This window comes from Pseudomonas sp. 01L34 (assembly GCF_056400265.1).
On record NZ_JBFTSX010000001.1, the window covers coordinates 611,412 to 633,099 of the forward strand.

Genomic DNA, 21,688 nt, shown 5'->3' on the forward strand with positions numbered 1-21,688 from the left:
ATGTGGCTCAGCAGATGGACAATTTTATGCTTACTCTAATGAGAGCGATGCTTCTACCTTGCCTCAGCGCTTCATACCGCAATGTGGATATGTCGGGATGCGGAGGCCCTGATTGTTTTCCAAAGCATGGCCTAAGCTTCTATGTGACATTCTATTTCGAGGTTTACAGGGTGTCGTGCAGTGCGAGAGCGAGGGCGCTTTATTTAAGTGGGCTATTGCTCGGCTGGATCGAACCCAGCGATGCTCAAGCAGCTAGGGGTAGGGACTATTATAGGGTCACTGATCGCGCGCAAATATGGCGGACTATTGATATAAATTCGCAGTTAGGTAGATGGGTGCATAATCAGTTGGAGTTGTACGAGAGCAGTCTCCTTTCACTATCGAACATAGGCGTTTAAGCGCTATGTGTAAGAAAATGATGCTGACTTATCTGTTTCCTGTTTATCTGACGACATCCATCCGTGTCAGCTTACCGAGGAGCTTCGAATCACGCCAAGTGACCTTGTGCTTTGTAGGAAGCGCGCGAACCGGGCAGATCCTCACTTACTCGTCCTCATTCGGCTATCCGGGCGTGGATCTCTACCAACGAGCATTGCTCGCCCTTAGAGCGCAGGAGTCAGGGAAGTGTTCATGGCCTTCAACTATAAACCCGATGGTCAGCCAGTTCTCCGGCGTAATGCCGGTAGAACCAGACTTCTCGACTCGGTATCCAGATCCAGATCGGCTATGTGCCTCCCTAAACTGGAGGTACAAACGAAAGTTGAATTTGATCGACGAACAGGTGTTTAAGAACCGCCTGCTACGTTGCTTTTTTGATTGGGGATGCGATGAGCTAGCTTTGATCAACGACCCCTATAGGATCAGTTTGGAAGCACTCTTCAGGATCCTTTCGGCAACGGTGACGCGAATGAACCATACACGATAGACGTTCATAGATTACGCAAAGGTCGACAGGAATCCTGTCACTAGATCTCTGGGCAGCAGCCGGCTATAGAGCCTGGATTGCTTACCCTTTCACAGGCTAATGGGCACAGAGTATAGGTTGTGGCTGTCCAGTATCGTTGGCCTTGCATTAAGCAAGAACGCCATTTTCTTCCCTATGCAACGCCAGATGTAGTGGTCTAATGAAACCGGACACCCATTTAGGCGAGAATGCTCGCCAGATAGAGGTGTCTGATGTCCGAAGTGATCCACGCGTTAGCATGAGCTCAGCATTAGGTTTTCCTCATACACTCAGTCTTGCCTTAGATAACCGGCTGGGCGAGTGTAGTGGATGAATAGTGTGGTGATGAGGCGCGTCGTGGTGGAGGTTCTGCCTTTAAAGGCTTACTCCTTTTGCCAGTACCGTTGAACAGTCGATGTGGGCAAACCTAGCTCGCGCGCAGCTTCGGCTTGTGTCAGGCCCTGCTTTTTCAGTTCAACAACGGCACTGACCCTCTGAGCATCCGCTCGAGTTCCTCGAGATCGTTTTTTCAATGCTCCGTCCTGAATCTGATCCTCCATGATTTTAAGGCCGCCCGACTCGATGAAGCCTTGAAGCTCTTTTTGCGCATTTTTTATCAAATGTTCAGGAGCCTCTTTGTCACGGATCGCCAAGCACAACGCCAATAGAGTCAGAAGGTTGATATCGAGCGTTTCGGCGATCTTGACGAGGGTAGGCAGCGTCGCCTGGATTTTCCCTTGCTCGAGCAAGCTAAGGTTGCTTTGGCTGATGGTTCCCGCCAGGGCCTCATAACCCAATCCTTTCATTTGTCGGATGGCGCGCAGCGTGACGGCTAGCTCTTCCTTCACGTTCAATTTCTCAAAATAAAGGATAGAGCCATACTCGCGCTGGCCCACCAAATATCTCTAATTGTTAATGGTGGGATATTTGCTTATGATGGCCATTCAACAGGATGCATAGCGCCAAGGAATCGCGTGCCTTTCGGCAGCATCCCTATCCGGTTGCCAGAAGCATGAGCAGGGTCAATCGAAGGCTGCCTACGCTGAGCTTCTTCAGAGCTTGGCAGGGTTTGAAATAGGGTTTATCCGCAGTGTTTGTAACCAATAGCAGCAATTTGCAGGGGCAATTTAGAACTCCGGACAGCACTCGAATGCTCTGGAAGTCGGTCGATATCAGTCGGTGCGAGTACTCGTTTCTGATTGAGGGAATGGGATTAGAGGATGGTGGCTTTAGTCCGGTTGCTCACCTAGTTACGGATGTGGAAACCGTTCAGATGATGCGTGCAGCGGAGCAGGGTGAGTTCCTGATCGTGACGAACATCCATCTCATACTTCCACCCACAAAGAGCGAGCAGGGGTCATACGCAATGGAGCTTCTCTCTGAAATTCGCATCCAGCCTGGCACCGAGGAAAACCCCGTCTACGAGTTCATCACCGGAACGGGCCATATCTACACCAGTGCACGCACATGATGGTTCAAACACTGGAGGCGCCATGTCAGTAACTCTTGATGAGATTGCTCAGTTTTTTTACGGAAGTGGGGAAGTCGTTCTTGGTTGGCATGGCGCGCAAGAAGAAATAATCGGGCTCGCCGAAAAGACTTTTCCGGGGAAGCCTTTCTGCCTAGTGAAGCAATGGATCATCGCTGATCTCCAGCTCACTCAGGCGGAGCAAGATCGTCTCGCGTCAATGGGGCTGCTACCAAAAGCTGTCTATTCCCATGAGGTCGTCTTGGACAGCCGACGACGTTTTTCTCCAGGCCACTGGGTGCGTACAAATTTTGGAATTTCGCATGACCACCCGTGCATGTTTGAAACCAAAAGCACTGTCTACCTATTGCTTGGTGATGGTGTAAGGAAGCCAGCAGCACTTAGTACCGTTTTTTCGTTTCGAGCGTAACTGACTCAACAGTTTCACCCACGCTGCCATTCAGGCAGTGCGATTGACTACGCCTTTAAAAATTGCAGGAGCACGTTTTGATTCGATTTGATTGCCGGCAGGTCACTGGAGTGATCGAGAAGCCACGAGTGATTGCTACTGAGCAGGGGACTGTGACCGCGCGCATCGTTATCGATGGGCAGGTATTGCCGAATGTTTTGCTGCCAGGAAAGATTTTTGAAGAGATTGAGGCGGGGGAGCGAGTGACCCTGTACGGCATCTTCACGAAGAAAAAAGACAAGACTGAGAACAAAGCCATCATCTACGCAGTAAAGGGTTCGAGCGGCAAGCTTGTCGCGGCGAAGCAGTACCAGATCAAAGTACCGGTTCTAATGCTAGTTGCAGCGGTACCCTTGATGATTGCGGTGGCCGTTGCTGGTTGCTTCATTTCGCCTTATCCGATCCACCTCATAACGGGTAGCGTCAACCCGAGTTATCTCGTTCCGGCGACGTTTAAGGCTGCGGCTTGGGAAGGAGTCGCTGCGGGCGTGTTCATGGTTGGATGTGCGATCAACTTTATTCGGAAAAGTAGCCAACCGGAGAACTGGGCAGTGATCGATGCTGTGACACTTTCTCAGCGCTTTAGTAAGGCGTTTAAGTAAGCACTTCATAGCCAGGCTCCCCCTTGGTTGAGGCTTCGGCGAAGCGAAGGGGGAGGTGGCGGCTGCAGGCCTATGTGCTCGAGCACGAGCGACGTCGCTGAGCTGTGGCGGAGGTTCTTGGCAGTCAAGCACTCGAAGATGTGAGGTCTTCTTCAGGCACCTTGCTGAGCTGCGGCAATGTGTGGATGGCCTAGTCAGTCTTGACGAGCTACGGATTGATTGAGCGCATACGCCAGTGCTTCCCAGGGGAAGCAGATAGCTTTCAGGAGGGCCGGCTTTGAGAGTTCTTTTCCATGCTTGATTCGAACTGCCCGACATGCAGCCGGCTGATGCCGAATGATCGAGTTCTATTTCTCGATTTTGATGGTGTGCTGCACCCAGACGACGTTTACCGAACCCGGAACGGTTTGGTGTTGCGTGCACCCGGGCAACTCATGATGCATGCCGGAATCCTTGTCGAGATACTGAAGGAGTTTCCTCAAGTCAAAATCAGCTTATCGACAAGCTGGGTGCGCATTCTCGGTTACCGTCGTGCACGCGCTGCGTTACCGCCAGAGTTGCAGGCTCTCACCGTGAGCAGTACATGGCATTCAAGAATGCCCAAGGCGCCTTTTGAGGGCTATGACATGTACAGCCGCTATCAGCAGATCCGTGCTGCAGTGATCAGGGCAGGCCTGACGAATTGGATCGCCCTGGATGATGATCCTTTTGAAAGTTGGGCAGATCACGATCGACGGTTGATTCGCACTGATCCCAACCTGGGCCTTAGCTCAGTGCCGACCCAGGAGGAGCTACGGCTCAAGCTGAGAGCCATGATGGGGTCGTAAAAACACTCCCCGAAACGCTTTGGAATTGCTGCTAAGGCATGAATTTATTGCTTCAGTAACCGTATTCGTTCAGCAATTTGCGCAGAAAGTCACGCCGCCTCTGAGCGATGCACAGTATTAGGTAATCACGCTCGTAGTCCTTGGTCGAGAGGTGTCCGGCATCCACAAGGCCATGGATGTAGCCTTCCGCTTTGCCTCTCGCTTCTAGCAGTGCCTCTATTGTGGTGCTTTGATAAATGTCTTCAGCCAGCAGTCGCCACCGTTTCTTTTGGTGCTGCCCAACTGGGTCGTCCGAAAATTTTGGTGCGTTGATCAGGGTGTTGAAATCGGCACGTGCGTCAGGTGTGTTCAAAGCGAATTCTCAGAACAGTGATGTCTGTGCCGAGGTTATCATGCGCACACTTAATGGCCTGCTGTTGGCTGGCTTTTGTAGGCGCTGGCGCGAAGGAACGATTTCAATGATGGCGCAGGCTTTCGATGGCGCCTTTGAAACCTGGAGTTCGATATGGGGCACCTCAGCCTAGAGGATATCTACCCTGATGACGTAGAAAAATATGGCCATCTGCGGGTGGGAATGACTGACCTCTATGTGAAAGACAATTACGCCATTTATGGTGTAGTTACGCTTAGCGATTACCGCGAACTGACCAGCAGGTTACTGCGTGACGAGGCGGTGCAAATGATCATCAGCGCTAAGCTAGCCGCGTTGCCCGAGGACTACGATCCGTGGATCAGGAGGATCGAGCGCAATCGCGCCTTACACGCGAGGTATGGGGACAAATTCAATCCTTGGAGAGACGACTGAAAACCCCCCACTTTCAATCACAATGTTGCGCTTCAACTTAATCGGCTGACCTTTGAGTCATGCTCCTCGAACATCCATCGGGGCTGTAAATAGTGGGACGTACGGTGCGCAGCAGGTGATCGAGTTCGCCACCAATGGATACGGCGGAGGGGAGACTGAATTATTGGAAATTATGGCTTAGCCATAATTTTTCATTTCAAAATCTTCTATCTAGGTACTGGCTCGCGCAGGTATCGGTGTTGTTTTTGGCCACAAGCGGAAAGACCAATACGGTAGGTTCGGCGACGGTCACTTGATCCGTACTTCTGACGTTGTGAAGGCCGAACGTGAAGGTATGTTTTGGGTGCTGACAACAGTGAACTCTCGCTACGTCCTCGCTACTTTTCAGCGCGGTAATGGACGTGCGAGTCTGCGGGAGTTTTTGCGCCTATCACAGGGACTGCAGCATTTCACACCGCGAGTGTTGCAATGATAGTCGCGCTCCTCGTTTGCCTTGGGTAAAGCCTCTTGGATAAGTTGCTAAGGTGAATTTTAGGCACCCGAGCTACTCTCCTATTTGAATCGCCCCGGGTTTCGTAGACGCCTCCAGCCTTAAAATCAGGCCAATTAGGAGGTGCCATGAGCAACCAGCGTTATCCGAAGAATTCAAAATCCAGGCGGTCAACCAAGTGACCGAAAAGCAGCTTCCTATCTCAGAGGTGGCTGTGCGATTGGGCGTGTCCGTGCACAGCCTCTAGCAGAGAGTATTTTCCAGCTGCTGAAACGGGAACGTATCAAGCGAAAAATCTACACCACACGGCAAGATGCTCGTAGCGATGTGTTCGATTACATCGAGATATCCTACAACGCAAAACGCCGCCATGGTTTCAACAATCGGCTGTCACCGGTAGAGTTTGAAAAGCGTTCCGCAATGAGCTTGCAAGGTGCCTAGAGAATCCGGGGCGATTTACAGTAGCCGGATTCGCTTCTTTCGGTCAGTTCATCCGTTCGGCGCTTCATCCGGTCACAAAAAAGATGATCGTCATTTTACCCAATAGTTTTTTGTTTGAAGGTGAGCTATCAGAATTTGGTACATGCTTCTAATTGAAGTTTGTAGCCTTTTATCGTCTTGATGGCCGCCTCGGTTTCCGGTGAAGCACGCGCTTTCCGACCTCTTAGTGATGTTGTGGTTGATGTCCGTAATTCAACTAGCCTGTCAAAAAAGCTAGCAATATCTCCACTGGAAGGGGGGCTGGGTTTTAGTGAGTACATAGATACCAAATAATCATTTTGAATATTTATGCTTGATTGAATTGTATCTTCAGGTGCGCTGTCCAACGCAGCTATAGCATCTTGGTCTCCCGAAGCTCGTACCAGTTGAGCTAATTCTTCAGTCAACGAGCCACTAAAGCCTTTAACGCAACTAAATTTCTTGTACGCAGTCAGTATAAGGTTGATTTGTTCGTCTAGCTTTGATTGTGAGGATGTTGCAAAGCCTAAGCCCGCTAGCCCAAGGCCGGTATTAAGTAGGCCGGTTTCATTGGCTATTCCCCCTATAACAGCCGCAGTACCTCCTGCTGTAGTTATACTTGAAACGTTCCAAGCATTAGTCGCTTTTTTTCGGAGGCTATTAAGTAATAGGTTTGAGTAAATTTCCAATGCTCTATCTACGTGCTTAAGCTTGTAAGAAGTTTTTTTGTCATCTATCATCTCTTTGTTGACATAGCCTCTAAATGACATATGCTCGGCTTCAGTAGGTATCGGTCGATAGCTCGAACATCCGGCAAGAGAAAGCAAGAGGGTTATTATGATTTTTTTTTGCATTTCAGTGCCTCCTGGTGAAATTAGTCGGTTATTCCCTTGAATCGGATCGGTATATAGCCATTAAGCTCACTCATACTATAGGTGCGCTCGCAAACTCCCCCGCAACTGACGGATGACTCTATTGTTCTTACTTTAATTTCTTGGTCATTAGTGAGACCCAGAAATAGCCTAACATGCGATCCAGGTTTATTAAGTGCATCTCCAGGTTTCAAGTCTAAAATAGAAGGCAAAATAACTGAGATGCTGTTGAGCGATGAGGTAGTATGCCGTTCAGTACTCCATACGTTAGATATAAATCCAGAACAGTCAACGCCAGTAGTTCTGGGGACTATGCAATAATTGTACTCGCTAATTCGGCAGGTGCAGACTGAGCCCGCCAAATCTCCTTGGTTCAAGCGAGTAGTAAAGCTTTTAGGGGTTGAAGTGCCGCCCCAGCGGTAAGGCATTGCAACAATTGACTGATCTTTTCTTCCGTTCAGGGGTTTAGGGCGCAACCACCATTGTTTGTTTTTAACATTGCATAATGAAGGAAGATTAGGCCTGGAGTAGTTTTTCTCTGCTAGCACCCAGTTTACTGTTAGGAAGTTTCTGGCATTATCAATGACTTCAGTTCTGCTTATTTTTCCAAATGCCGCCCGAGTTTTATACTGTTCGCCTATCTCTTCTTCTGCAATTCGCCTGACAGCAGATTCAAACTCACTTCCGAGCCCAGGGTTAGAAATTTTCCTCGATCTTTTGGCAAAGCTTATTTGGCCATCAGTAGGCGAGACAAGAAAAACCTGCTCCACAAAAACGCGTCCGTCTGTGGCCCCCTGAAAGTAAACCTTTCCGTCGGATGTTAGTGCCACATACCGATGTGCAAGATTAGGTTGTTTTTCAGTGGGTAATAGTGCAAGTTTTTCAAGCTCTCCGTTGCTAGAAAAAATACCAGCCCAAGAAGAGGATTGAATGTAACCTTCTATATCGTGAAGCTCTTCCCAGGATGCGATAAACTTATCATTTTTCAGCGGGATAAAATCATTTACTGATACTACGCGTCCGCCGCTTATGGGCTTCAGGCTTAAAATTGCACTGGAGTTTTTATGAAGGCTTATCTTAATGTTTTTATCATCGCGTAAAACTTGGAAAGGTTTGGTGAGTGGGGGGGTGACCTCTTTAGTGAGCCACGTTTGGCGCTCGCTTTGAGACAGGGACTCAATCGAAGTGTAGAGTCTTTCATTTGTATTTATGAATTCGATAAAAATATTTTGTCCATCTGTATCTATAGCAATAGGTGCATTAGGTGTGTCAGGTAAGTCGATGTCTCGTACTTTGTGATTTGGAAGGCTCATCATGACAATTTTTTTGCGTTGGTTGTCAAGTATTAGTAGCGACTGAGGGTTGATCGAAATCATACCGCCAGGTATGCCTCCTAATTGTTCTGTCGAGTTGGGTGATACCACGACGCCTTGAAGATATACTAAGTTTTCATTTGCATATAGTATTTGTTGTGTTGGGGTTAAGAATAGAATTGCTGAAAGGTATACGAGCCTGAAAGTGGTCATGCTGTTATCTCCTCATTATTTAGCCGAAATGGTGCGATTAATCCATTTTGTTTGAGGTGGGATTCTAGTGTATACACCGAATTTATTAGGCTCTGCACATCCCTTGCCCCAGCTAACTATGCCTGCAAGTAAAGGTTCGGAACTGTCAAATGAAGCTACTAGCGGGCCGCCGCTATCACCTTGGCAGGCATCTTGGATTATTGTGTTTTTATCTACGCGTGGTATTGTTCCCGCGCATAGCATTAGAGAGCTAACATCGCCGTTATAAGAGCGAATATCATTGCATCGTTTGCGACTAATGAGGGGGATATCTATCTTTTTTAATCTGGCGACTGCGTCGCCATCTACCTTGTCTGCTCCCCATCCCGTGACTCGAACTGACTCATTTGATGAAATATTATTTTCTTGATTTTTGCTAATTAATTTTATTGGTGAGGAGTTGCGGTCAAAATTTTTTATGGGGGGGATGCGCACGAGTGCTATATCATTATCGAAGGTTTCCGGGTCGAAATCTGGGTTGGAAATAATTTTTATAACGGGTGTTCGTGTATTTTTGTTATTTAGCGTCACGGTACCCGTGATAACTTCGAGATCTTCAGGTTGTAAGTTCTCAACGCAGTGTGCTGCGGTAACTAGCCATTCACTTCCAATTAAAGCACCGCCGCAAAAGTGTGCTTCCCTAGAGTCCTTGATCCAGGGAATGACAAGCGATACCTGCCATGGTTGTCCATAGATTGGTGCGTCGATGCCTCCTATGATTTTCGGGCTCTCACCCCTTTTGCTTGATTCAATTGCGGATTGGTATTCGATTAGTACACCTCGATCCGGATATTTTTCATTCGCAATTGTAGGGGGGATTTCTCTTTGAGCCAAAACGGTAGCAGGAGTGAACGTAAGTGCGGTAAGTACGAATGAGGTTATACATATTGATTTCATTGTTTTTCCTCATTCGCGAATAAGCGAATTCGAATTTCGTTGTTAGGTATATTTTCCACATTCGTAAGAGATGTAATTTTATTGCGAGCATATCCGTGGGTAGCTAGTAGGGATTCGACGTGAAGTAAGCGTAGTGTGTTTAGATCTGACTGAAGTGTGCAGCGCTCTTTATCAATTTCAAGGCATTTAATTGCTCCGACTTCAAGTGACGCCCATGATGGCTTTTTATTCCCGAATTTTATTTGTTCTATAAGTTTGTAAACATCTTCCTTGATAACCAAGCCAGAACTCTCTGGGGCGTTGGGTCTAGCATACCCTTCAGCAGCAGGCGTGCCGAACTTTACCTTCATTGTATTGTAGTTGTTGGGGGTTAAAATATATCCTTTGGTATTTTTTGTCTCGTCATTTGTTAATACCCACGAGTTGCCGTGAGCATCACTAATTGCTTTTGTGAAAGCTATGTTTGTTCCAGCAGCAACGCTGTCTGTAATCATGGACTGCGTGGATGGCGTAGCACGCACAACTTGATCTTTTGAAGTTAATATCATGTCAGAAGCGTCCAGGTAGAGAGTTTGTCGAACGCTTCTTTTTTGGATTTTGTTAAAGTATTGCTGTGCTGCTTGGGCTGTTTTCGGACTTTGTCTACCGCTTTTTGGAAATTTAAACTCTTGGCTGACATCAGTGAACTCTACAGTTACTGGTGTATTTGAGTTCCATGCTTCCGCGACGATAGCGGGTGGCAGATAGGTTGTTGCAACAGGTTCCTTTTCTGGGTTGTCTCTGAGCCACTCCCTTGCTGCAGTTACAAATCGACTAGTTGGAAAAGTGCGGATGTATCTTTGTACCATTTCCGGTGCACCGCTCCCAAGCACATTAATCCATGTTGTTTTTTCATTCGTGAGTGACTGTTCTGTATCATGTAGACGAATAACAGCTGTCGTTGAGTCTAAAAACCACGGGGCTTGTTTTCCGCGGCTTGAGTTAAGTACCTCATCAATGACTGCTCGCCGAAGATCGTCGAATTCATAGATTCCGTTGTCGATACTTTTAGTAATGGCTTGGGTGAAGTAGCTTTGTTCTCCGGCTCTAGCAATGGCGGCATGCCCTGGTTCTGCTGCGTATCCGATTACAAAATTGGTTGCAAGTCTGATTGAGGGTCTCAGAAGACCTTTTTCTATTTCTTTGTTTTCACTAGGCTCATTGGTTGTGTTGATAAGCTCGGGAGTGTTGAACGTTCGACATGCATCAAAAATGACTAAGCTGATACCGGCTTGTCGAATTTGTATTTGTCGCTGAATATCTTCTGCGGAAAAAAAATAGTCAAAAAACTTATCTTTTTGAATTTGTTTTGGTAGTTTTGTTGGTACTAGATAATTTTCTGCAGAATAGCCTAGTCCGTGACCTGAGTAATAAACCACTACGAAATCACCAAATTTTACTTGCTCTAGAAATGGATTTAATGATTCGATTAGCTCGTCACGATTTCTAAAGTTCGATAAGACCTGAACTTTGAAGTTGAGTCTTTCTAATCTAGCCTTCATTTCTTTTTGGTCAAGTTCTGTGCCCGGTAGGCTACCTCCATCGTAATCCCAATTGGCAATTAATAGAGCTAAATGCTTGACAGGTTTTTCAAAGGTATAGTCCTTTTGTTCCGCCATTGCAGGTAGGATTGTGCTTAGTACTATAGCGATCACTACAAAAGGGGTGCGAAACGAAAACTTAGGCATTATGTAGGCCTCTGAAAATCGTTACTCTGGTCGCTCTGTCGACACTTTTGTGAAGCTTTACTAGGGGGCTATATGTCAATGTAGCCCGCAAAAGCGATTGTGCAAGTCATTCCTCTTTTGGGGCTAAAAATCATCAGCGGCACGGATGTTATGCCAAAGCAAACCAGCATCAGAAGGAGCAGCGTTGCTGTTCCAATGCCTTAGTGGTGATAATTCAGTCTTAGAGTAAGTTTTCTAGTCTCAGTATAAAATATACCGCGATAGGCAGGCGTTTTTTTATACCGACAATGCGATAAGAGCTGAAAATAAAATTTGTCTCTACGGTCTACTTGAGCTGAATGGCTTCCCTGACTGGCTACCTAGGCTATTTGGACTTTTCCCGGAACCTGACCATCTTTCGTTAGGATTTTTGCCATCCGCGAGAAGAGTCGACAGGTCACTTTGGAAGTGCGCAACTTCTTGCGCACTTTTCGATAGATGCTTACGCCAATTTCGCCGCTTGTGCGGAAATACCTCACCAAGCCCTTGGTTTATAAGGGGTTGATAAAAGCTGGCGCGCTTTTTGATGGCAATGGGCAGTCTGTCAGGTAATCCCACCTACCAGCGACCCCATCCATTAGCAAGGAGAGCATTCATGGCTACACCAGCGTACATGTCCGTTACTGGCGAGAAACAAGGCCTGATCACTGCCGGCGCGTTCACCGCCGACTCCGTTGGCAACACCTACCAGGAAGGTCACGAAGACCAGGTCATGGTTCAGGCTTTCAGCCACGACGTGATCATCCCGCGTGACCCACAGTCCGGCCAACCGACCGGTCAGCGTGTACACAAGCCAGTCGTGATCACCAAGGTCATCGGATCGACTTAGCACGGCGGGCCAGAGCGACCGTAAAACTTGCCGGTCACGGACAGTTGGCGTCCACCAGGAGGTATGTCTGTCATTTGCTTGGCTGCTTGTGACGAGCGTACATCACTGCCGTGCCACCTGATGTGCCTCTGGCCTGCAGCTCAAACGACTGCGGGTAGCCTTTGATGAGGTCGCTCAGTTTTTTGTAGCCATGAGTGCGTGGGTCGAAATCCGGACGTAGTTTCGTAATGTTCGCGCCCAGCGCGCCTAAATGTGCCCAGCCATCCTCGTCAGCAATGTCGTCCATGATCTTGGCGATAAAGCCCACCGGTGCTTTAGGCTTTTTGGAAGGCTCAGCAACTGCTGGTTTGGTCACATCAGGGGGCGCAACAGAAGCCGTACTAGGCTCACCATTGATAGGTGCAATGACATCCTCGCGGAGTAACTCGATGTAAATGAATTTGTCGCATGCGGCCACGAAAGGCTTGGGTGTTTTCTCTTCGCCGAACCCGTAAACAGTCAAGCCCTCTTCGCGTAATCGAGAAGCCAATCGAGTGAAGTCGCTGTCGCTCGATACTAAGCAGAACCCGTCGAAACGGCGGGTGTATAGCAAGTCCATGGCATCGATGATAAGCGAGCTATCGGTGGCATTTTTGCCTTTGGTGTAGGCGAATTGTTGGATGGGCTGAATCGAGTGATCGAGCAGGACTTTCTTCCAGCCGCCGAGATGGGGGCCAGTCCAGTCGCCGTAGATGCGCTTGACACTCGCGACGCCGTACTTAGCAATTTCTTCAAACAGACCTTCGACGATTGCTGCAGGGGCATTGTCGGCGTCGATCAACACTGCGAGGCGCTTCTGAGCGTTATTGGAGGTATGCGTAGCCATGGTTCATCCTTGAGTGAAAGCTTCACCTTACCTGTAAACGAGAGACTAATTTTGGCTTCGGTCGCTCGTATTCCCATCCACTAAGGGCCCGGATCAGCGCCGTAGCGCTGCCAGATTTAAAGTGTTCCAACTCGTCCCTCGGGTGACCTGTAATCCTCACAGTAATCCAAGCTGTCGCAAGTCATTGAAAAGCGTAAGCAGCTAGCCGTTGATTTCAACTGGCATGAGGCCGCTATAGATTTCATTACAGGACTGATCGCAGGCGCTCGTCATTCGTGTATCAAGCGCGACGTCCTTCAGCATCCTGTAGAACACATTTTTTATCCTTGGGGTCAGCTACGCTAAAGACCTGAGACCTCATTCGCCTTAAATAATTACAACTTGGACGTAGGAGAATGGATATGGAAAATTTGGTAATTCTCATCGTATTGTCATTGGCGACCTTCATCGCGGCTTGGGCGATCGCTAGTTGGCGTGCCCAGCGCAACAACCAGCAGCTGCAGACTGATCTGGATGTGACACAGGCTGATTTGACGCGTGTCCAGGCAGAGTTATCGCAACAACAGGCCACACTTGGCGCCCTGTCTAGAGAGAAAGCAGCACTGGATATTGCTTATGGACGGTTGGAAACGGAACGGGATAGCGGCAAGGCACGGATCGACCGCCTGGAGGGTGATATGGTCGCCCAACAAGCTGAGATTGATCGCTTGCGAAAATCCGAACAAGCGGCCAGAGAGACGAGCTCGAAAGCACAAGAGGCGGCCGACAAGCTGCAAGACCAGTTAGCCAGTAACAGTACCGCCTTCAAAGAACGTCTCGAAGAGAAGGATCAGCGCATTTCAGATCTGGATCAAAAGCAGGTCACCGCAGAGGTGCAACAAACCAATACAGCGAAGCTGCTGTCCGAAAGTCGCGAGGCACTGAAACAAGCCCAGACCCAGCTCGAAGAGAAACAGGTCGTTCAAGAGCGTTTTGAACGTGATTGGGGTGCCCAGAAAGCCGAACTCGAAGCCCTGCGTAAAACAGAAAAACAGGCTCGTGAGGTCGGAGCTACGGCACAGGAATCGGCGAACAAGTTGAAAGAACAACTTGTCATTAACGGTACGACTTCGAAGGAGCGCATCGAAGAGAAAGATCAGCGGATCGCGGAGTTGGATGAAAAGCTGGCGGCCGCCGACGCAGTGCAAAAGCATACTGCTGCTCAACTGGCTGAAATTCGCGAGACGCTGAAGAAAGCGCAGACGCAACTGGAAGAAAAGCAGGAAGCACTCACCAACTACAAAACCTGGTGGGAGCAGTCCAAGGGCGAATTGAAGACTACGCAAGACAGATATGCGGCGCTGGACAACGCCCATGGCCAACTCAAGACCTCGTTGGATGAAAAGCAGCAACACTTTGACGCGCAGTTGAAGCTGCTGCAAGAGAATCGGGAAGAACTAACCAAAGAGTTCGAACGCCTCGCCAACGAAGTTCTGGAGCGCAAAGGCAAAGCGTTTAAAGAATTGAATCAGGAGAGCATCACCAACCTGCTCAATCCTCTCCATACCGAAATGAAAGGGTTTAAGGCGAAGGTGGAGGATATTCACGCTAAAGATGCGGAGCAGCGCATCGAGCTCAGAACCGAGCTGAAAAACCTACAAACACTCAACAAGGAGATCACCGATCAGGCCGACAAGCTGACTACCGCCCTGCAAGGCCAAAAGAAGGTACAGGGCAACTGGGGTGAGCTAATGCTGGAGAACGTACTGGACAACTCGGGCCTGCGACTTGATATCGACTACAAACGGGAAGTCAGCTTCACCACTGAAGAGGGCCGACAACGTCCCGATGCGATCGTCTACCTGCCACAAAAACAGCATCTGATCATCGATGCCAAGACGTCGTTAATGTCCTACACCCAGTATGTAAATGCCGATAATGACTTGGAACGCGGTAAAGCGTTGGCGGCCCATACCAAGGCGGTGAGTGACCGGGTCAATGAGTTGGCCGATCGAGACTATTTCAAGCTGCCTGGCCTGAATTCACCCGAGGTGGTGATTATGTTTATTCCGATCGAATCCGCCTACGTTGAAGCCCTTAAGTACGATGAGACTCTGTTCCAGCGGGCTATTGAGCGTAACGTGCTGGTCGCCACGCCCACCACCTTATTGACCAGCCTTAACATCGTCCGCCAGCTGTGGCGGTTCGAAGATCAGAACAAGCACACCGCCGAGCTGGCCAACCGAGCTGAGAAGTTTTACAACAAACTCAATGGCTTCCTGACTAGCATGCAGGGGGTAGGCAACCAGTTGGACAGGGCTCGTGACAGTTACGACAGAGCCTTCGGTCAGCTGTATACCGGAAAAGGGAACCTGATCAAACAAGCCGCCGAGTTTAAAGACCTGGGTGTGTCTGTCCAGAAAGAGCTGCCAGCCAATCTGGTCGAACGTGCGAACTTAGAGCTAAGCAGTGCCATCGCGGAGCTCGCAGAGGTTGAACCTACGGTATTGATAGCCTCATCTGACGCCATCCGACCTAATGGTTCACACCAATAGGAGGTGATAGACACGCGAATGATTCAGCTTGAAGATTCGATGGTGGCCGCCTCTAAGGCGAGTTGGTTTTAATTGGTCTTGCATTGCAGGCAAGGGAGCACTCCTCAGAATGTGGATAAAGGACGGTAGCTAGTCGAGGTTAAGCGTGGGGGCTAAGTGGCTTATTCTGCCTCTGGTGGCTGACGTCATTTAGGTACCAATATTTCCATAGGGTGCCCGTCCGATTATTCAATCAGCGGGCCCTGATCACCTCCGCCGCTCTCCCGCTGCAATCTGGAAGGGTCGCGATACCATTGCCACCGGAAGGACTCTGCTCAATGTTCTTGGGAAGTCGCGAACAAATTTTGTCGGCAATCAAAAGTCTCATTGAGGCCCCCGATGCCGACTATGGCGTGGCGGTCGCTTTCTGGGGTAATGGTTCAGAGGCTCTGATACCCCGCCAAGGAGCCGGCAGAGTGATTTGCAATCTGAGTCACCCTGGAACCAACCCTTATGCTGTAGAACGCATCATGGCGCAGCCTGGCATCCGCATGAGGCAATCTAGCCGACTGCATGCCAAGGTCGTTGTTTCCAATGCGGGCGCTATCGTGGGGTCAGCCAACTTCTCTGACGCTGCTCTCGGGTTCGAGGGGCAGGCATTGGGCTGGAATGAAGCCGGGGTGTTGCTCGACCCTGAGCGCGATGAGTTCAAGCAAGCCTTGGACTGGTTCGAGAGCACTTGGGAAAAAGCGGCCGAGGTAACAGAGACTGATTTGGCGGCTGCCAAGGAAAACTGGAAAGCTAGAGGCCTGCCTGAGGCGCCCGAACCTCTTTCTGATGTGAACAAGCCGGAAGTCACTGCAGTTCCCGAGCCGAGCGACCGAGCACCTGAACTATATGAGGAAGACATTTTTGAAAAGAAGCCTTTTTTGCGCACTTCCAAAAACCAGATGAGGATGGTCTCCGACACCCTCCAAGGCTTGTTCGATGAGTCCGTGCTTGGGATTGAGCGTGGATCCAGAGACACGAAACCAAAGGACAAGAAGCGATATGCTTCAGCTCATGCGGCCTACATCCTATGGACAGCGAGTGGACAGATCGCTCCTACAAATATCACAGGAATCCCATTTTTCAGAAATCCTGAGGAAGTCGCCGCGCGATCCAGGGAGATGGATACCTTCGACCTCGTGCTCTCATTCATTGAGAGGCTCGCGCATGACCCCACGCTTCCAGTAAAACCATCGATCAGGTACTGGGCCAAGATTGCTCAGAAACAGATAACGCCACAGTAGCGGCTGGTAGGCACCACGTTGGTCAACGCTAGAGAGTGGAAATATGGGCGCTGGGTAGATTCGAAAAGCAATGTGCATGACGGAGGCTTAGGTAGTGAAAGCCTCGATATTCGGCTCATTCCGGAGCGTTCATTCATTCTGACCACCAGTCCTTTTCTGCACGTGTCATTCCATAGCCGTTGAACCAGCTTTCGATATCGACGGTGAGCGAAGTGACGGATGAAGTGTTTGGGTGTAGAGGGTCAAGTAGGTTCGCTTGGGCTGATGCCCAGGCCGCCCATAGTGCAGTTTGTTGCTGGCTGTGCTCTGAGGTAGCCGCACTGGCATTGCAGGTTGCCTGGATGAATGCCCTCAATCGCTGAGCCTGCTCCCAGCGCTTTGTATTTTCCACGAGTTTGTGACGTAAGCGCCTATGAGTCTCATCACGCTTCGCGAGCTCAAGTCGTACCGCTTCTTCAGCTATTCGTTCACGACGAGCCTCTTCATTCTTCAAACGCAGAGCTTTCACCGATTCGGCTATAGCCTCGAAGCCGTCGAAAATGCTCGTAAGTTTTTCCTCTATTTTTCCGGTCTTGGTGTCCGTCCAGTTCTTCCGCTTTCCGTATTCGGTGCGTGCGTCAATCTGCAGGCTTAATTCGCCAGTGGAAGACCATTCAAACTGAGGCGCGCGCAGCAACGAGAAATCAGGTTCCCATCGAGCATTGCGCCGAGGGGGTGGTGGAGGTGGCGGGATAGCGTGTTTATTCAAGCGCTCCACAAGTTTGATCGCGAGGGGCTCGCCGTCGACCTCGACCAATGTTTTTTCGTCCGATGTGACCTTCCATGTGTAGCCGAGTACCTCGCTCTCTTTGATTAGGGTGTCGAAAATTAGTGCGCAGCGATCAATGACTTCGGAGGAGATTCTCGCGTCGAGCACATGTTTGCCTGTGGTCACGAGATGGCCTTCATGCGTCTTGGCCGCTTTAACGCATTTCAACCACTTGATCACCAGCGGGTGGGGCGCAAGGAGGGTGTGAGGTGCTTCGATGGTTGAACGGAATGCTTTCGGTTTTATACGCGCAGCGCTTTGCGCTGGAAGTGTGCTTCGATCCAATACCGTGAAGCTGATGGGGTGTTCGACGGTGGGAGGCATAGGCTTGCTAGGGCGTTTAGACACTGGTTTTGCCCAATGTCCTCGAGGGGGCAGAGCTAGGCCGGCTTTGCGACATGCTTTGGAAAGCGCAACGTCTGATATACCGATTTCTTGGGCCAGTTTCAGTACAGGTGTTTCCCAAGCTTTGTCGAACAACTCCTGAGGAGTGAAGGTTACGATCTTGTACATAGACTTATCCGGCGTTTGGCGTTCCGATACCAGCGTAGATTCCCTCACTCCAATCTCAAGTCGAAGCCTGCGGGTCATTTCAAGTCTGCGAGGGCATGAACTCCAACTACCCAACAGGCTTCTTTCGACGTATGGGGTTAATTAGATCGAGATCAAGTGAACCAATCAGCCCCTACTTAAGCACAGCTCTTGTCGACCGCCACCCATCCACCAGGAACCCAACGCTATACCAATTCCCCAGGGGCTGGTTCCAACGTCCCAGCGAGAGGAGGGTAGGTTCAGTTCCCTGAGATCGCCGATGCCACAGCTACGGGCGCAACGCTGCCGGCTACAGGCTTCGGCCACACGAGTAGCGCAGCTTTAAGCAGGGCTTCAGAACGGTTCGCGATGGCATCGTCATCCCATGCTACAAGCGCTGTCTGCTGAAAATAGGTATTCAATAGTAGAGCGCTTTGACCCAGTCGAGACCGTTTACCCAGAACCTGTTCACTGCCTACAACCTGGGTGTCGGCAAAGGGGCCGTTGCTGATCGAGCTGTTCAGCGGCTGAGTAAGTAACGTCAGGTTCCCAAAACCATGAACTGCCGTCTCTCTGAACTGACGCTGTGCCTCGGTCATGTCTGTTATCTGGTATGTAGGCAGCTTTTCCCAGCTTTGCGGTATCACATGCTCTACGGTCAAATCAGACTGGGCTGGCACATGATTGCTCCCTTGCTGAGAGCCACGAGCGGCATACTCCAGCGCCCGTAGGACACCGCACGTTTTAACGGGTCGAAGCTCCTTGTAAACCGGACGATGACACCACTTGTCACTAAAAAGGGCGTCATCCGGCCAAACCTCGCTGAGTGCCGTCGCTGCTAGAAGCACTTTGCGTAAAGCTATGTGTGGGGCTTCGGGTGCGCCCAACACAGCTTGCAGTACACGCATGAAAAAGCGGTTGTAGCCCTTGGTAGTCAAACCGCAGACGGCGCGTCGTGTCAGATAGGAGGCCAAGTCGCCGAGAGCCTGTTTCAGCTCCGCGCTGTCGCTTGCCAACCGCTCACGCAGTGCAAGGTAAACCGGTGTAACCGTACCCACGTCAAGTGATTTAACCAAGCGTGCAAACTCAGCCAAGTGCCCAGTACCCTCTGGAGATACCAGCTCCTGGAAGTGCTGGCTGGATGCAACAAGCTGCGCCAGCTCCACTTCAAGATCGCGTAGCTGCTTTAGCCACCATGCTTTGAATGACTGAAACACATGACTGGCTAGGGTAATTTCGTGGCTGCGCAGGATCGTGTAGTTGTAGAAGAACAGATCAATGCGCGGATAGGTCAAGCGACCCTGTCGCTCCTTCTCCCGCCAGTAGGCGTTTGCCGAAACGCCCTGGCCGGTGGTCGCAACAAGATCAAATGGGCTCCAGTACCGTTCATATAGCTGCGGCACAGCTTGTCCCTGGCGAGCGGCTTCAAGGAACACGAAATTGCGTACTAGGTCAGACGCCAGCAGCGGTTCTCCACGCGCATTGAGCGTTTCGAAGATGACTTGAGGGTCGTCCTCAGCTTCCAAGGTCAGGGTCATGATCTGCACGTGGTCGGCCAATGCCATGTAAAGCGCCTGAGCACGCTTCGACTCTAGCGGCATATGGGCTTGCAACGGCGACACGTCGTTATTACGGCCAATATCCGCGATCAGCGTATCCCCGAACGTGGGGTCGGCTGTAGGATTGACAGTATCGGTGAGGTCAACACCCCGCATATAGGCAAGGCAGGCGTGGTAGAGGTACAGGTAAGTCTGCACCATCAGGGGCCGCTCAATCCGAGTGCGTACATCGCGAGCAGGATACATCGTGTACACATCCTGAGCGTAAGTGGCGGTATCGCTCAGGCGGCGCATCTCGTCCTGTCCCGCCTGGGTTGGCCAAACTTTGTAATGATCTTCTGCGCGCTGGTAAGGGCCTGGGTTCCGCACCAACCCATCAAGCATTTGCGGTATGGGGCTGTCTATCAGCTCACGCGCTGCCAGGCGGAAGGCGAGTAGTAGGAGGTGTAAGGTTGTCGAACGCTGTTGGCCATCGATCACCTCGAAAGCTGGCGCCCTGCCGAAACTGTTGGGCACAGGAGTCATCACAATTGAACCCAGAAAGTGCTTCTGTAACGGTTTCAATGCCGCCGTGGTGCCTGTTGATACTAGCGATTGTTGCTCCAGCACGGCATCTGCACGGTCTTGGATGTCAGTCCATAGCGGGCCAACCTGCTTTTCCAACGTCCATACATAACCCCGCTGAAAAATGGGAATCTGGTACTGATGAGGTGTACTGAACAGACCGGTGACTGTGGTTTTGCTGGGCTGCATCCTGAAATCCTTGTCTGTATTTCAAAGATAGGTGACCTCAGTCGTCCTATTCGATGTTGAGGGCAAGCAGTGCCTTGACGATCTCTTGGTTTCCAAACTCACCGCCACCACACGTAGGAACAGCTCCAGTGGGGGCTTAGGGTTGCCCATGGTTTCTATGGCCCAGTTGTTGGCTTCGTTGACGATGTCCATCACCCAGCCCGGCCTTGCCGTTGACCACATAGTCCCAAGCCACAAGCGGGATGCTGCGTAGAGCGATGCGGTAATTGTAGATCACGGTGGTCTGCGCAATGTATTGGAAGCGTACTTCGACCCACCACTCTGAAATGTCCTTTCTTAACAGTTACAGCAATGTGGTTTCCGCATTAAGGCAACAGCTTAGCAACGCCCTCGAAGGCGAATGGCTTAACGTCAAACGCATCCTCCAGTTCACCCAGAGTGAGCAACCGACCTTTTGGTTTTTCGAGCGCCTGGGTGACCATGAGCATGCGCCAACGAGGATTGTCGAGATATCGGTACTCATTCCTAGTCATAAAAAAATGTGGTATCGCATTGCTGGTTCCCTTTACTTCTACGTGTAGTTCTTCACCTGTTTTACGATCCCGAAAAATCAGGTCGTAGCCAAGATTGAGCAGCTGGACATCCTGAATTTCATAGCGTTTTCCGTAAGCTGTAGATGCGTAGTCCACAGCCGCCATTTCCACCGCCTTTCTATGCTCGGCATCAGGAAAGGAAAACGTTGGTACTTGTACGTCAACAACGTCGCCTTCAGGGGAGACGCTGACTATTTCCTGTGCAATCTTGGCGAAGTGCTGACGCCACTCTTGATCCTGACCAGGTCTATTACCTCGAACGTAAACGATTGGCGACCTTTTAAAGTGAGCACCTGAAATTTCTGTCTGACGCAAAGGTAAGGGAATGATATTGGCTTTGTCGGCGCTAACGATGTAGCTAAAATTCTGTCCGTCTGCGTCTTTCGGAAATGAACCGTAGCGATACTCAGGCCGGTCGCGATAGCCCGTTTCAAAAGTCGCATTTTCGTAGTGTCCGACTACGGTCAAAGGGCCATCGCCATCTCGTGCCGCGACTAAAATGATTGTCCACCCGCTAAGGCGTAAGGGCTTCGGCGTTGCCTCATGCTCACCCATCGGAGGTATGTAGCCGTAGTAACGTCCGTCCGGAGCTTTTCTAAAATTGAAGCGTTCGTGCGCTTCAGCATAATCATTGATGTGGCGATGTCTGCCGACTACCTCTTCTCCTTGGTAGTCGACGGCCCAACCTGTTTTTAAAAATGCAATTCTGTCCATATATACCTTTGAAATTTCTCAGCGAAGCGTGAGTGAGATAATTGGTGTTTGGATTAGGTAATGGCACC

Annotated in this window: 18 protein-coding genes and 3 pseudogenes; 11 read left to right on the plus strand and 10 right to left on the minus strand. The window is 50.1% G+C overall.

Annotated features, from left to right (window positions below; all coding sequences use genetic code 11):
- Positions 1–1,326: 1,326 nt before the first annotated feature.
- Complete coding sequence (locus AC1DQM_RS02640) at positions 1,327–1,839, minus strand: helix-turn-helix domain-containing protein (protein ID WP_477745834.1); 513 nt, start codon at positions 1,837–1,839, stop codon at positions 1,327–1,329.
- A 254-nt stretch (positions 1,840–2,093) separates the two neighbouring features.
- Here AC1DQM_RS02640 and AC1DQM_RS02645 point away from each other — a divergent pair, with 254 nt between their 5' ends.
- From AC1DQM_RS02645 to AC1DQM_RS02660, 4 genes are all read left to right on the plus strand, one after another.
- Complete coding sequence (locus AC1DQM_RS02645; protein WP_367241817.1) at positions 2,094–2,414, plus strand: hypothetical protein; 321 nt, start codon at positions 2,094–2,096, stop codon at positions 2,412–2,414.
- Between the two features lie 22 nt (positions 2,415–2,436).
- Entirely contained in the window at positions 2,437–2,841 is a 405-nt protein-coding gene (locus AC1DQM_RS02650; protein WP_477745835.1) for a DUF6957 family protein, read from the plus strand.
- A gap of 77 nt (positions 2,842–2,918) precedes the next feature.
- Positions 2,919–3,482, plus strand: coding sequence for a hypothetical protein (locus AC1DQM_RS02655; RefSeq protein WP_477745836.1), 564 nt, complete (start codon positions 2,919–2,921; stop codon positions 3,480–3,482).
- Between the two features lie 293 nt (positions 3,483–3,775).
- Positions 3,776–4,309 (plus strand): HAD domain-containing protein, encoded by a 534-nt coding sequence (locus tag AC1DQM_RS02660; RefSeq protein WP_477745837.1) that lies wholly within the window; start codon positions 3,776–3,778, stop codon positions 4,307–4,309.
- A 52-nt stretch (positions 4,310–4,361) separates the two neighbouring features.
- Here the strand turns inward: AC1DQM_RS02660 and AC1DQM_RS02665 are convergent, their stop codons facing one another.
- On the minus strand, positions 4,362–4,661 hold the full coding sequence (locus tag AC1DQM_RS02665) for a hypothetical protein (RefSeq protein WP_477745838.1): 300 nt from the start codon (positions 4,659–4,661) through the stop codon (positions 4,362–4,364).
- 153 nt (positions 4,662–4,814) lie between these two features.
- On the opposite strand from AC1DQM_RS02665, the gene AC1DQM_RS02670 reads away from it, so the two are divergent.
- The 4 genes and pseudogenes from AC1DQM_RS02670 to AC1DQM_RS02685 all read left to right on the plus strand — a co-directional run.
- Entirely contained in the window at positions 4,815–5,114 is a 300-nt protein-coding gene (locus tag AC1DQM_RS02670) for a hypothetical protein (RefSeq protein ID WP_477745839.1), read from the plus strand.
- Between the two features lie 214 nt (positions 5,115–5,328).
- A pseudogene (locus AC1DQM_RS02675) lies at positions 5,329–5,586 on the plus strand (hypothetical protein); the annotation flags it as partial.
- Positions 5,587–5,782: 196 nt separating this feature from the next.
- Positions 5,783–5,851: a hypothetical protein gene (locus AC1DQM_RS02680; RefSeq protein WP_477745882.1), complete on the plus strand. Its 69-nt coding sequence runs from the start codon at positions 5,783–5,785 to the stop codon at positions 5,849–5,851.
- Positions 5,848–6,045, plus strand: a pseudogene (locus AC1DQM_RS02685) (IS3 family transposase); the annotation flags it as partial. The gene AC1DQM_RS02680 and the pseudogene AC1DQM_RS02685, both read left to right, overlap by 4 nt.
- 128 nt (positions 6,046–6,173) lie before the next feature.
- Here the strand turns inward: AC1DQM_RS02685 and AC1DQM_RS02690 are convergent.
- From AC1DQM_RS02690 to AC1DQM_RS02705, 4 genes are read right to left on the minus strand one after another with little or no spacing between them, the layout of a single operon-like run.
- On the minus strand, positions 6,174–6,917 hold the full coding sequence (locus AC1DQM_RS02690; protein ID WP_477745840.1) for a hypothetical protein: 744 nt from the start codon (positions 6,915–6,917) through the stop codon (positions 6,174–6,176).
- Positions 6,918–6,937: 20 nt separating this feature from the next.
- A complete protein-coding gene (locus AC1DQM_RS02695) occupies positions 6,938–8,461 on the minus strand; it encodes a hypothetical protein (RefSeq protein WP_477745841.1) in 1,524 nt (507 codons plus the stop codon).
- Positions 8,462–8,476: 15 nt separating this feature from the next.
- Positions 8,477–9,397, minus strand: a complete 921-nt coding sequence (locus AC1DQM_RS02700; protein ID WP_477745842.1) for a serine protease — start codon at positions 9,395–9,397, stop codon at positions 8,477–8,479.
- A complete protein-coding gene (locus AC1DQM_RS02705; RefSeq protein WP_477745843.1) occupies positions 9,394–11,124 on the minus strand; it encodes a caspase family protein in 1,731 nt (576 codons plus the stop codon). The genes AC1DQM_RS02700 and AC1DQM_RS02705 overlap by 4 nt, the downstream gene beginning before the upstream one ends.
- A gap of 634 nt (positions 11,125–11,758) precedes the next feature.
- Here AC1DQM_RS02705 and tssD point away from each other — a divergent pair.
- A pseudogene (gene tssD, locus AC1DQM_RS02710) lies at positions 11,759–11,977 on the plus strand (type VI secretion system tube protein TssD); the annotation flags it as partial.
- An 85-nt stretch (positions 11,978–12,062) separates the two neighbouring features.
- On the opposite strand, the gene AC1DQM_RS02715 reads toward tssD, so the two are convergent.
- Entirely contained in the window at positions 12,063–12,857 is a 795-nt protein-coding gene (locus AC1DQM_RS02715) for an NYN domain-containing protein (RefSeq protein ID WP_477745844.1), read from the minus strand.
- A 401-nt stretch (positions 12,858–13,258) separates the two neighbouring features.
- On the opposite strand from AC1DQM_RS02715, the gene AC1DQM_RS02720 reads away from it, so the two are divergent.
- Both AC1DQM_RS02720 and AC1DQM_RS02725 read left to right on the plus strand, forming a co-directional pair.
- Entirely contained in the window at positions 13,259–15,391 is a 2,133-nt protein-coding gene (locus AC1DQM_RS02720; RefSeq protein ID WP_477745845.1) for a DNA recombination protein RmuC, read from the plus strand.
- Between the two features lie 317 nt (positions 15,392–15,708).
- Positions 15,709–16,662, plus strand: coding sequence for a hypothetical protein (locus AC1DQM_RS02725; RefSeq protein WP_477745846.1), 954 nt, complete (start codon positions 15,709–15,711; stop codon positions 16,660–16,662).
- 133 nt (positions 16,663–16,795) lie between these two features.
- Here AC1DQM_RS02725 and AC1DQM_RS02730 read toward each other — a convergent pair whose 3' ends face one another.
- From AC1DQM_RS02730 to AC1DQM_RS02740, 3 genes are all read right to left on the minus strand, one after another.
- The gene (locus tag AC1DQM_RS02730; protein ID WP_477745847.1) at positions 16,796–17,983 is read right to left on the minus strand and encodes a hypothetical protein; all 1,188 of its coding nucleotides are present in this window, start codon (positions 17,981–17,983) and stop codon (positions 16,796–16,798) included.
- 278 nt (positions 17,984–18,261) lie between these two features.
- Positions 18,262–20,313 carry a DUF262 domain-containing protein gene (locus tag AC1DQM_RS02735; RefSeq protein ID WP_477745848.1) on the minus strand — a complete coding sequence of 684 codons (2,052 nt, stop codon included), beginning with the start codon at positions 20,311–20,313 and terminating at the stop codon, positions 18,262–18,264.
- Between the two features lie 365 nt (positions 20,314–20,678).
- Positions 20,679–21,620 (minus strand): protein NO VEIN domain-containing protein, encoded by a 942-nt coding sequence (locus AC1DQM_RS02740; protein ID WP_477745849.1) that lies wholly within the window; start codon positions 21,618–21,620, stop codon positions 20,679–20,681.
- Positions 21,621–21,688 lie beyond the last annotated feature (68 nt).

Coding starts and splice junctions, on each gene's coding strand:
- AC1DQM_RS02670 (WP_477745839.1), top strand. CDS start 4,815: ATGGGGCACCTCAGCCTAGAGGATATCTACCCTGATGACGTAGAAAAA.
- AC1DQM_RS02650 (WP_477745835.1), top strand. CDS start 2,437: ATGTCAGTAACTCTTGATGAGATTGCTCAGTTTTTTTACGGAAGTGGG.
- AC1DQM_RS02725 (WP_477745846.1), top strand. CDS start 15,709: ATGTTCTTGGGAAGTCGCGAACAAATTTTGTCGGCAATCAAAAGTCTC.
- AC1DQM_RS02705 (WP_477745843.1), bottom strand. CDS start 11,124: ATGCCTAAGTTTTCGTTTCGCACCCCTTTTGTAGTGATCGCTATAGTA.
- AC1DQM_RS02740 (WP_477745849.1), bottom strand. CDS start 21,620: ATGGACAGAATTGCATTTTTAAAAACAGGTTGGGCCGTCGACTACCAA.
- AC1DQM_RS02715 (WP_477745844.1), bottom strand. CDS start 12,857: ATGGCTACGCATACCTCCAATAACGCTCAGAAGCGCCTCGCAGTGTTG.
- AC1DQM_RS02730 (WP_477745847.1), bottom strand. CDS start 17,983: ATGTACAAGATCGTAACCTTCACTCCTCAGGAGTTGTTCGACAAAGCT.
- AC1DQM_RS02720 (WP_477745845.1), top strand. CDS start 13,259: ATGGAAAATTTGGTAATTCTCATCGTATTGTCATTGGCGACCTTCATC.
- AC1DQM_RS02735 (WP_477745848.1), bottom strand. CDS start 20,313: ATGCAGCCCAGCAAAACCACAGTCACCGGTCTGTTCAGTACACCTCAT.
- AC1DQM_RS02695 (WP_477745841.1), bottom strand. CDS start 8,461: ATGACCACTTTCAGGCTCGTATACCTTTCAGCAATTCTATTCTTAACC.
- AC1DQM_RS02660 (WP_477745837.1), top strand. CDS start 3,776: ATGCTTGATTCGAACTGCCCGACATGCAGCCGGCTGATGCCGAATGAT.
- AC1DQM_RS02690 (WP_477745840.1), bottom strand. CDS start 6,917: ATGCAAAAAAAAATCATAATAACCCTCTTGCTTTCTCTTGCCGGATGT.
- AC1DQM_RS02700 (WP_477745842.1), bottom strand. CDS start 9,397: ATGAAATCAATATGTATAACCTCATTCGTACTTACCGCACTTACGTTC.
- AC1DQM_RS02645 (WP_367241817.1), top strand. CDS start 2,094: ATGCTCTGGAAGTCGGTCGATATCAGTCGGTGCGAGTACTCGTTTCTG.